The organism is Pseudotamlana haliotis, assembly GCF_008806375.1.
Taxonomy (GTDB): domain Bacteria; phylum Bacteroidota; class Bacteroidia; order Flavobacteriales; family Flavobacteriaceae; genus Pseudotamlana; species Pseudotamlana haliotis.
Genome location: NZ_WAAT01000050.1, coordinates 265,378 through 277,216, shown reverse-complemented (window position 1 = coordinate 277,216; position 11,839 = coordinate 265,378). Strand labels below are relative to the sequence as shown.

Annotated in this window: 6 protein-coding genes; 5 read left to right on the top strand and 1 reads right to left on the bottom strand. The window is 36.1% G+C overall.

Annotation, left to right across the window (positions count from 1 at the left end):
- The first annotated feature begins 13 nt into the window (after nt 1–13).
- The 4 genes from F6U93_RS12490 to uvrB all read left to right on the top strand — a co-directional run bounded on the left by F6U93_RS12490 (nt 14) and on the right by uvrB (nt 10,683).
- Complete coding sequence (locus tag F6U93_RS12490) at nt 14–838, top strand: ABC transporter permease (protein WP_150940319.1); 825 nt, start codon at nt 14–16, stop codon at nt 836–838.
- A 28-nt stretch (nt 839–866) separates the two neighbouring features.
- Nucleotides 867–3,566: a T9SS type B sorting domain-containing protein gene (locus tag F6U93_RS12485; protein WP_150940317.1), complete on the top strand. Its 2,700-nt coding sequence runs from the start codon at nt 867–869 to the stop codon at nt 3,564–3,566.
- A 134-nt stretch (nt 3,567–3,700) separates the two neighbouring features.
- Nucleotides 3,701–8,602 carry a T9SS type B sorting domain-containing protein gene (locus tag F6U93_RS12480; protein ID WP_150940315.1) on the top strand — a complete coding sequence of 1,634 codons (4,902 nt, stop codon included), beginning with the start codon at nt 3,701–3,703 and terminating at the stop codon, nt 8,600–8,602.
- Between the two features lie 77 nt (nt 8,603–8,679).
- Nucleotides 8,680–10,683, top strand: a complete 2,004-nt coding sequence (gene uvrB / locus F6U93_RS12475; RefSeq protein WP_150940313.1) for an excinuclease ABC subunit UvrB — start codon at nt 8,680–8,682, stop codon at nt 10,681–10,683.
- 57 nt (nt 10,684–10,740) lie between these two features.
- Here uvrB and F6U93_RS12470 read toward each other — a convergent pair whose 3' ends face one another.
- Nucleotides 10,741–11,154: a TerB family tellurite resistance protein gene (locus F6U93_RS12470; protein ID WP_150940311.1), complete on the bottom strand. Its 414-nt coding sequence runs from the start codon at nt 11,152–11,154 to the stop codon at nt 10,741–10,743.
- A gap of 359 nt (nt 11,155–11,513) precedes the next feature.
- On the opposite strand from F6U93_RS12470, the gene F6U93_RS12465 reads away from it, so the two are divergent.
- Nucleotides 11,514–11,780, top strand: a complete 267-nt coding sequence (locus F6U93_RS12465; protein WP_150940308.1) for a DUF1456 family protein — start codon at nt 11,514–11,516, stop codon at nt 11,778–11,780.
- The last annotated feature ends 59 nt before the right edge of the window (nt 11,781–11,839 follow it).

Genomic DNA, 11,839 nt, shown 5'->3' with positions numbered 1-11,839 from the left:
AAATTCCACTTAAATGCTTAGACTTTTAAACTTAGAGCTCCAAAAATTGCTCCTTAACCGCAGCAGTCGAGTCTTGATTTTCATATCTTTTGTACTGCCTTTTTTTGTCATCCTTTTATCCTCGTTAAAAATAAATGTTTTTGGCTTATTCACATTAGAATTAGGCGAATTGGGCGTTTTTAATTTTCCGATCATTTGGCATTTGACTACTTTTTTTGCATCGCAATTTAAGTTCTTTTTTGCCATAGTGGTGGTGAGTATGATTGGTAATGAATACAGTAACAAAACCATCAAACAAAACCTAATTGATGGCTTGAGTAAAAAGGAATTCATAATGTCTAAATTTTATACTATTGTTTTCTTCTCGCTGATTTCAACTGTACTTATTTTCTTCATCACGCTAAGTATTGGGCTGTACTATTCTAGTTATACTGAAGCTTCGATTATTTTTACCGATATCTCGTATATCATGGCTTATTTTGTGAAGTTAGTAGGCTTCTTCAGCTTGTGTTTGTTTTTTGGTATGCTTGTAAAACGTTCTGCCTTTGCTTTGGCGTTTCTTTTTATCTTATTTATTGTAGAATGGATTCTTTATGCTATCCTGTCTTCAAATATTAACAGTGATATGGCTGAACGTATTCAGAATTTCTTTCCGCTTAAATCCATGTATAAACTTATAGACCAGCCGTTTCAACGTATTACCATGTCTAAGTTTCCGGATAAAAGCGCTATGACCTACGACTACGCCGTGCATTCGTATGAAATCATTATCGTCTTATGCTGGACAGCCCTTTTCGTGTTTTTATCTTATAAACTATTAAAAAATCGGGATTTATGATATCTTTGAAAGTACTTGTCTTTCAAAAATGAAAAGAAACCTACTTTTAGTAATTTGCTTTATTTCTATGCATGTCTTGGCTCAAAACCAAGCAGCCAACTGGTATTTTGGAAGTAAAAGTGGAATTCGTTTTGACGCTAACAACAATACCGTTACAGCTGTTCATGACGGAGAATTAAGAACCATTGAAGGCTGTACATCCATATCTGATGATTCTGGAAACCTCCTTTTTTATACCGATGGCATAACCATATGGAATAAAAACCACAGCGTTATGACCAATGGCTATGGACTTCTTGGTGATCCATCAAGTACTCAGTCTGCCATCATAGTTCCAAAACCAAATAACGATATGGTTTTTTACGTCTTTACTGTAGATGATCATGGCGGTGATTCTGAGCCGCGACATGGTTTGAACTATTCTGAAGTCGACCTCACTTTAGGTGGTGGACTTGGCGAGGTCACTAATAAAAACATCAACCTGCTTAAAGATTCAGCAGAAAAAATAACCGCCGTTTTAAAAGACTGTGTTAGCAAATCTTTTTGGGTACTCGCCTACGCTTCTCAAGATGGCACTTTAGATGTTTTTGATACCTTCCATGCTTTTGAAGTCACTCAAACCGGCGTAAAGATGACATCAGTCAAATCAACATTTGCCAAGCAAACCGTAGATCGACGGGGTTATTTAAAACTATCACCAGACGGTTTAAAAGTGGCCTGTGCGAATTCTTATGATGGGCTTGATATTTATGATTTTGATGTTGCAACAGGAAAAGTATCTAACCAAAATACGATTTTTCAACCTCTTGAGGCTTCACCCTATGGAGTAGAATTTTCTCCTGACAGCAGATTACTTTATGTTCAAACATCTAATGTTCTGCCAGATAACGCCAATATTAATGACCCCGATAATCATTATTCAAAACTCATTCAATACCACCTTTACACTACAAATGTTCAATCGACTGCCATAACCATAGATGACCGTCAGCTTTACAGAGGCGCCTTACAACTTGGCCCTAACGGTAAAATATATCGTGCCTTAAGTGCTGCATATAATCAAGGTATACCATATTTGGGTATTATCAATGCTCCTAACCAAAGGGGTATTAACTGTGACTATGTACATGAAGGAATCAACTTAGCACCATCATTTTCTACACAAGGACTCCCACCATTTATTGCCTCTTTTTTCAACAAGCAAATTGATATTATTAAAAATGGAAAAAACAGCAATAACTTAAGCCTTTGTGAAGGCGACCAATACAACCTTACAGCAGACGTTATACGGGGAGCCACTTATACCTGGTCTAAAAATAGGGTGACTTTGGCAGAAACCGGAACCAACTTATTAATTACAGATTCTGGCCACTATGAAGTCATTATTGACCCCAATAACGGGGAGTGTTTAAGTGAAGGGGAAGCTTATGTACTATTTAATCAAAACCCCACCGCTGCAAATCACACGTTGTTTCAATGTGAAGAAGATGCTGTTTTAGATGGAAAAACCATTTTCAACCTCAACGAAGCTGTTTCAACTATTACTGCAGGTGAAGCCGATAAAACCGTTAAATTCTATTCAGATTCAGGAAGAACACAGGAAATCATTGCTGAAGCTTATACTAACACTCAAAACCCGCAAACCATTTACACCACGGTTATTGATGATAACACATCTTGTTTTTCCTTTTCTGAACTAACACTTAAAGTTAGTACTAGCGATGTGAATGACGCTTCCATAGAAGTTTGTGATATTGACGGACTTGAAGATGGTTTTTACGAGTTTAATTTAAAACAAGCGGATACTGACATACTAAACGGCACATCAGTGAATTTAGAACTTCAATATTACGAAACTTATGAAGATGCGCTTTTAGAGCAGCATCCATTAGGCGATTTTTACACCAACTCTACGGCCTATACACAAACTATTTTCGCCCGTGCTGAAGGTGATAACAACTGCTTCGGAATAAGTAATGTAAAACTTAACGTAAGGAAAGCCTTTGAAGTTTCATCAAACAATCAGGTTTTTTTCTGCCTAAACACATACCCCGAAACCATAACTTTAGAAGCTGGAGTCTTAAATGATTCGCCAAGTCACTACATTTACAGTTGGAGTACGGGTGCGATTACCGAAAGTATTCAAGTTAATGAAGTAGGCACATACACCGTTGATATAACTGATATTTATGGTTGTTATAAAAACAGAACCATAACAGTACTTCCTTCAAACATAGCTACTTTTAATGCTATTGAAGTGTTGGATGCTTCTAACAACAATACTATAACAGTTTCGGTTGTTGGCGAAGGCACTTATCAATATCAACTCAATGATGTCAATAATCAAATTACTTATGACTATCAGGACAGTAATACTTTTGAAGGAGTTGTCCCTGGCCATTATACAGTTGCAGTAAAAGACACCAAAAACAACTGTGGTATAGTGAACGAGGCTGTTTCAGTAATAGGTTTCCCTAAATTTTTCACACCAAACAACGATGGTTTTAATGATACCTGGCAAGTTTTCGGACTTTCTGGCGTGTATAAAAGTGATACCAAAATTTTAATTTACGATCGTTTTGGAAAACTACTCAAAGGGCTTCATCCGCAAAGTGAAGGTTGGGATGGCACCTATAAAGGTGAAAAAATGCCTAGCGACGATTATTGGTTCTCAGTAGAATTAGCTGATGGAAGGATCTACAAAAACCACTTCACATTAAAGTATTAGAACTTAAAAACCAAATTATCTGGTATTTCAGCTAATGTTTTTTATTTCTAATCAATTATAAATTACATTTCAGGGCAACTTAAACGTTATTGATTTAATTATTAACCAACTAAATCAACCGAAATATCCCAAAAATGAGATTTACTCACCTTATTTTATTCACTCTATTGTGCTCCAATTATATGTTTTCACAACGCATAACAGTTGATGACACCGTAGACTTAACCACCCTGATTAAAGATAACTTTGTAGATGGCTGTGTAGACATTAGTAACATTAATTCACCGGTAAACGGTACAACTAGTGGTTTCTCTAGTTATGCTTATTTTGAGAGAGGTAGCTCTAATTTCCCTTTTTCTCACGGTATCATGCTTAGCACCGGTGGGGCTGCTTCTGGAGGGAATTCTGAAATAACTCCTACGCTTAGCGAAGGGTCTACAGCTTGGGGTACAGACCCTGATTTAGAAGCCGCACTAGGCACTAATAACACACATTTAAACGCTACGGCTATAGAGTTTGATTTTGTCTCCATTTCTAATCAATTTCAATTTAATTACCTCTTAGCTTCCGAAGAGTATTTCGACACCTTTCCTTGTCAAGTTTCAGATGGTTTTGTATTCCTAATCAAAGAAGCCGGAACCTCAGACCCTTTTCAAAACATTGCCTTAATTCCAAACAGCAATATTCCAGTAAACACCCAAACCGTTCATGATGAAATTTTTGGGGTTTGCCCTGCAGAAAACAGCCAATATTTTGAAGGTTATAATGTTGGAGACACCAATTACAACGGAAGAACTACTGTTTTAACGGCCTCTGGCACAATTAAGCCTAATGTTAACTACCGCATCAAACTCATTATTGCCGATCAACAGAATAACGAATTCGATTCGGCGGTATTCATTGAAGGTGATAGTTTTAGAGTTTTAGATTTAGGGGATGACATTTCTACCTGTGAAGCATCTGTAGACATTGACGCCAATATAAATAACCCTGCAGCTTCCTATGCTTGGTATTTAAATAACAACCTCATTCCGGGGTCGGTAAAACCAATACACAATGCCACCCAAAATGGTACTTATCGTGTAGAAGTAGCTGTTCAAGTTAACGGTTCTATTTGTATAGAACAAGATGAAATTGAAATTGTTCTGAATACCGTAGAACCTATGAATAACCTTTCTGATTATGCGCTATGCGACAACATTGGTGGTCATGGTACTCAAGAATTCGACTTGTCTAATAAAGATTCAGAAGTCGCTGCTAATAGTCCGTTTGTTAATTTCGATTTCAGTTACCATTTATCAGAGACCGATGCTCGAAACAACAGGAATCCCATTACTTCTCCTATAACTAACACCAGCCCATCACAACCCATTTATATTAGAGTATTTGATATTGATGGTAATTGCTATGCCTATTCTAGCTTTAATATTGTTGTGAACCCCTTACCTACTTTTGTCAAGCCAACACCTTTAGAAATTTGTGATAGTGATGACACACCTGACGGTTTTGCGGTTATCGATTTACACACAAAAACTGATGAAATCAAAAATGGAAATGACGACTTATACATCACTTACCATTATAGTGAGAGTGATGCTATAGCAGGCATAAACACCATCCCTACTCCATACCAAAATACTACGACGCCTTATGAACAAGTTTTTGCCAGAGTTGTGAATCGCAACACCCGATGCGTGAGTACCACATCTCTTGATATAAACATTCAAATTAGCCCTGTGGTAAACCGTACCGATCCGCAATATATTAATGCTTGCGACACCGATTTAGATGGTCATGCTTTTTTCGACTTAACCGAGGTGCTTCCGAATATTTTAAACGGATTAACAGGAGTTACTACAACCTTTCATGCTAGTTATACTGATGCCCAAAGTGGTACGAACCCAGTTGCCGACGAAACAAATTATGAATTCACCAACGGACTGGACGAACCTGGGTTTACCCTCATGTTTCTTAGAGTTGAAGACCCTTCAACAGGCTGTGCTTCTGTCGTGCCTTTTGAAATTCACACCAATTTACTACTAACAGGAACTGACACCGGAGATTTTGCCATCTGTGATGAAGATGATGACGATACGAATACCGCTGAATTTAATCTGCTTTCTGTGGAAACTTTTATTGCAAACGATTTACCTTATCCGATTACAGTAGAATTTTACGAAACTGAAGAAGACAGAACCAATGGAAACAGTATAGACAAAAATCAATTTTTTGAAGCTACGAGTCCTCATAAGCTTTTTATAAAAATTTCAGATGGAGGCTGTGCTGAAGAAGCTGAAATCAACCTTAGAGTAAATCCTATTCTTCTTTTTGACAACCTTACCCCCCTAACTTATTGTGACGATGACGATGATGGTTTTGTAAGTATCGATTTGCAATCATTAAACGAAACACTCACTAATAGCAATCCGAATTTCACTGTCACTTACTTTAAAGATGAAATATCTGCCGAGAATAACGACACCTCACAACGCTTGCCACAATTTTATACCAATACAATTCCAATCACGACCTTATATGCACGAATTGCAACTGTGGGGTCTACGGGCTGCTCTACTGTCAATGAATTTCAAATTGCAGTGATCACCGCCCCTTCAACAAATGAGCCTAACGATGTTATTATTTGTGATAATGATCAAGATGGCTTTTCTATCATTGATTTAAATGGTAAAATACCTGAAATCGTCTCAGATACCTCTGGTCTAGATATTGATTTTTTTACATCATTAAATGATGCCCAAAATAAAACCAATGAAATTCCTGAGGCTGAACGCAACGCCTTTAATACAGATACGCAAACCATTTTTGTACGTATTGAAGATATTGTAAGCTCTACAGGTTGTTTTGCCATAGAAAGCTTTGAAGCTATAGTGAATACCTTACCTATTTTCCCTGTGATAAGCAATTACCAAATTTGTGAATCTTCTGGAGCGAGTGTTTCTGATTTTTACCTTCATGAAAAGGATAGTGAAATCTTAAACGAACAAACAGGCAAGGAAGTCTTTTACTTTGAAGATGCCGCCCACACTATAGTTATACCCAAATATAATGTGTATCAAAACAAATCAAGAATGCAAACAATATATGTTAGGGTTGAAAACATTACAGACCCTACTTGCTTTGGGGAAACAACTTTTATTTTACAAGTATCACCAGACCCTATTTACAATCCTATTGAAGATTATTTAGTTTGTGATGATAAATCTAATGACGGTATTCATGAATTTAACCTCGATGAAAAAGCAAATGAAATCAGAGCTGGTCTTACCGATGTTTTAAACATTTCCTTTCATGAAACTAGAGTTGATGCAGAAAACAATAGCAATGTCTTACCTTCAAAATATACTAATAAAGACTCCAATCAAAAGATATATGTTAGAATAGAAAGTGATGACTCTTTATGCTATGTTATAGAAGAAATTGGTATCACTATTACTCCTGCTCCCGAGGTTACTGATGCCTTACCGATAACCAACTGTGACATTGACTATGACGGTATCACCAACTTCGATCTAACCACCGCAGATTTTGACATTTTAGACCGTTTTGAAACGAACTTAATTATCAACTATTTTAACGAGCTATCAGATATTAATCATGACGATGGTTTAGACAATACGAATGAAATACCTAATCCTTCAAACTTTAGTTCTAGCACTAAAACGGTTTATATTAAAGTAGCCAATATCTTAACGAAGTGTTTCAGTATAATACCTGTAGAGCTTATTGTTAATTTACCACCTCCAACAAATAATATAGGTAGTTACCCTATTTGCGATAATGCTACCAAAACCTTCGATTTAAATAGTATTGATCCGGTAATTGTAGACGATCCTTCCACAGTGAATATTGCTTATTATAACACTTTCGCTGACGCGGAAAATAATAGTAATGCACTAAATACAACCTATAATTATACAACGAATAGCCATACCATTTTTGCAAAGGTTTCTAATTCGGCTACAGGTTGTTTTTATATCCAATCTTTCGATTTGATTATCAACCCAAATCCTATAGCCCATACGCCTCCTAACTTAATGTATTGTGATGATGATTTTGATGGTGTCTTAGCTTTTGACCTTTCAGAAAATACAACACCTATTTTAGGCGCCCAGGACCCGACCCAATTTAAAGTTAGTTATTACACAACTTTAAATGATGCCGAAACCAATACTGAAGCTTTAAATTTAAATTATTCGGCTTATGATGGAGAAACGATCTATGCAAGAATAGAAAACAATACAACGGGCTGTTTTAGTACCACACAATTCAACACCATCGTTTACCCGCTACCTATTATTCCTATTGAAGATACAGTAACCCTTTGTCTGGATTCGTACCCACTTTATATTGATGCCTACACGGGTGATCCAGGCGACACCTATCTGTGGAGTACAGCAGTAAATGCTTCTGCTAATAATTCTACGCTTTCAGAAATTGCTGTAACCCCTAGCCAATTAGGTTCATATACTGTAACCGTGACTACACCAAACAACTGTAGTTATACCAAAAATTTTACGGTCATAGAATCTGAACAAGCCGAAATCACCTTTACCTCTACTGTAGATTTTTCAGACCCTAATAGCATTTCAGTAGATATAAATATGAACCGTATTGGTGATTATGTTTATATCTTAGATGGTGGTACGCCTCAAAATTCTAACGTTTTTGAAAATGTAAGTTTTGGTAATCATGTGGTTACCGTACGCGATTTAAACGGTTGTACAGATGTGACTCAAGACGTTTTTGTATTTGATATTCCTAAATTCTTTACGCCTAACAACGACAGTTATTACGATACCTGGCATATTATTGGCGCCGATCAACTCCCTGGTAGTTTAGTTAATATCTATAACCGACAAGGTAAACTCTTAAAAACATTACACCACAGTTCGCCAGGCTGGGATGGCACTTACAACGGCGAAAACATGCCTACAGATGACTATTGGTTTGTTGCTAAAATTGTACAAAATAATAGTGAAAACGAAATAAAAGGCCATTTTACTTTGAAGCGTTAGTCACAAATTGGCAAACTAAAAACAGCTATGCCTATTCTAATTGAAGCTTTGGACTAGAAATTCTTTATTTTTGCAAGATGCAATTTAAAGTTGAATCAGAATTTAATCCTACAGGAGATCAGCCACAAGCCATTAAACAGCTTGTTGAAGGCATCGATGGAAATGAACAGTTTCAAACCTTATTAGGTGTTACGGGTTCAGGAAAAACCTTTACCGTTGCCAATGTTATTGAAGAAGTACAACGCCCTACTTTAGTTTTAGCACACAATAAAACATTGGCTGCTCAACTGTACTCTGAGTTTAAACAGTTTTTTCCGAATAATGCGGTGGAATATTTTGTGTCTTACTACGATTATTATCAACCTGAAGCTTACATTCCTGTTTCTGGTGTTTATATAGAAAAGGACTTGTCTATAAACGAAGAAATTGAAAAAATGCGTTTAAGCACGACCTCTTCTCTGCTTTCTGGAAGACGAGACGTGCTTGTAGTGGCGTCTGTGTCTTGCTTGTACGGTATTGGTAACCCTGTGGAGTTTCAAAAAAACGTCATCACCCTAGAGCGTGACCAAGTCATTTCTAGAACTGAACTTCTACATAAATTGGTTCAAAGCCTTTATGCGCGTACCGAAGCCGATTTTAAACATGGTAACTTCAGAATTAAAGGTGATACCGTTGATATTTTTCCAAGCTATGCCGATGATGCCTTTAGAATCCACTTTTTTGGAGATGAAATTGAAGACATCGAATCTTTTGATATTCAAACCAATAAAGTCGTTGAAAAATACGACCGATTAACCATTTACCCCGCTAACATGTTTGTAACTTCTCAAGATGTTTTGCAAGGTGCTATAAAAAACATACAGGATGATCTGGTTGAGCAACATGATTATTTCAAAGAAATAGGCAAACATTTAGAAGCCAAACGTCTAAAAGAACGTACTGAATTTGATCTTGAAATGATTCGCGAGCTGGGTTACTGTTCTGGTATTGAAAACTATTCCCGTTACTTGGATGGTAGACAACCGGGCACACGCCCTTTCTGCTTATTGGATTATTTTCCAGATGATTATTTAATGGTTATTGATGAAAGTCACGTGACAGTTTCTCAGGTACATGCCATGTATGGCGGTGATAAAAGTAGAAAAGAAAACTTAGTAGAATATGGTTTCAGACTGCCTGCTGCTATGGACAACCGTCCTTTAAAATTTGAAGAGTTTGAAGCGCTTCAAAATCAAGTGATTTATGTGAGTGCTACGCCAGCCGATTATGAATTGGAAAAATCTGATGGTGTCTATGTGGAACAAGTGATTCGACCTACGGGCTTATTAGACCCGATTATTGAAGTACGCCCTAGTTTAAATCAAATCGATGATTTAATTGAAGAAATACAGCAACGTGTAGAAAAAGATGAACGTACTTTGGTTACGACTTTAACCAAGCGTATGGCTGAAGAATTAACCAAGTACCTTGACCGTATTCAAATTCGTTGCCGTTATATTCATAGTGATGTGGACACCTTAGAACGTGTTGAAATCATGCAAGATCTACGAAAAGGTCTTTTTGATGTACTTGTTGGAGTCAACCTGCTTCGTGAAGGTTTAGATTTACCAGAAGTTTCTTTGGTGGCTATTATAGATGCAGACAAGGAAGGCTTTTTACGTTCGGCGCGTTCATTAACCCAAACGGTTGGTCGTGCCGCAAGAAATTTAAATGGTAAAGCTATTATGTATGCTGATAAAATCACCAAAAGCATGCAAAAAACTATAGATGAAACCAATTACAGAAGGCAAAAGCAAATCAATTATAACACGAAGCACAATTTAAAACCACGTGCTTTAAACAAAAGTTTAGATAGTGCCCTTTCTAAAAACTCGGTGAGCACATACAGCTACGAATTAGAAGCTGCCAGAGCCGCAGAACCAGAAAGTGAATATTTAAACAAAGGGGAGCTTGAAAGGAAAATTCGCGAGAAAAGAAAGCTTATGGAAGCTGCAGCCAAAGCCTTAGACTTCTTAGTTGCTGCACAACTCCGTGATGATATTAAGAATTATCAAGATAAACTAGAAAAGCTAAAAGTGTAAACTTTTAGCTTTGTCATGGACTTCATAATGAAGTTTATTAAGGAAGGAGTAGAGAGATTAATTATACTGGGTTTTAAAAATATCAATTAAAACATCTGGCGGAACGATTTTATTTGGAAAACTCTCCATTAAGTAAAGCACTTTAGTAATCGACTCATGACTTAAGCCCATTCGTAACCCAAAATTATATAACTTAATAGCCCCTTTTGAGTTGTTGTTATCTCCAAATTTTTGTTCAATATTAAGTAGTAACACCAGTCTGTGAAATTGAACGATACGTTCACTGTGTGATTTTAAGTGCGTGTAATTTATAGGATTATCTAACAAATAATCAAAATCTTCACGAGTTATATCTAACTGCTTGGCAACACCTAATAAAAAATTATATTCAATTCTTTTGATGTCATTATCGTACTTAGCAAAAGCAATCATCTCAGAGAGAAGGCTTAACTTTTCGAGCTTATTAATCATATTTTGAGGGAGTTAAAGCGTTACATTATAAATTTAAGCAGAAAAACTTAAAATTAATCGTGGTTTTAGCACCACTTATCGAAAAATGAATTGTATTTAATCGTTAAAATTATGGTTTCATCAATGATAGCAATTAATACATCTATTATTTTTGCATCTTATCTTACTAACACACTTAAAAACCACAAAAAACAAAAACCATAACACGTTAACAAACAGGTGTTTACATGTGTTTTAATTTAAATTCTAAACCATAAATAAATAAAGTATCTTTACAGCATCATTAAAATGCGAAAAACTCATTTTTTTACAGTAAAATCGATGAAATACATCGAAAAAGCAATTAAAACCTCATAAACATGACCAATAACGATGTCCTTAAGAAATTACGTGTAGCCCTTAAACTTAGAGATGATGACATTGTAAAGATTTTAGAGTTAGTTGATTTTAGAATTTCTAAAAGCGAACTCGGTGCATTTTTCAGAAGAGAGGATCACCCAAAATATATGGAATGTGGAGACCAAATACTACGTAATTTTTTAAATGGTTTAGTCATTCATATGCGTGGTCCTATGCCTAAAAAAGGCGAAAAACCAAATCCTAAAAACCCTAAAGTATCGAAATAAAAAAAAAAATTGGCTGTCTAAAAAGTGTTGAAATTCGTCATTCTGAATTTATTTCAGGT

Bases quoted from the DNA above. Each gene is read 5' to 3' on its own strand.
- F6U93_RS12470 (WP_150940311.1), bottom strand. From the start codon at position 11,154: ATGATTAATAAGCTCGAAAAGTTAAGCCTTCTCTCTGAGATGATTGCT.
- F6U93_RS12465 (WP_150940308.1), top strand. From the start codon at position 11,514: ATGACCAATAACGATGTCCTTAAGAAATTACGTGTAGCCCTTAAACTT.
- F6U93_RS12480 (WP_150940315.1), top strand. From the start codon at position 3,701: ATGAGATTTACTCACCTTATTTTATTCACTCTATTGTGCTCCAATTAT.
- F6U93_RS12485 (WP_150940317.1), top strand. From the start codon at position 867: ATGAAAAGAAACCTACTTTTAGTAATTTGCTTTATTTCTATGCATGTC.
- F6U93_RS12490 (WP_150940319.1), top strand. From the start codon at position 14: ATGCTTAGACTTTTAAACTTAGAGCTCCAAAAATTGCTCCTTAACCGC.
- uvrB (WP_150940313.1), top strand. From the start codon at position 8,680: ATGCAATTTAAAGTTGAATCAGAATTTAATCCTACAGGAGATCAGCCA.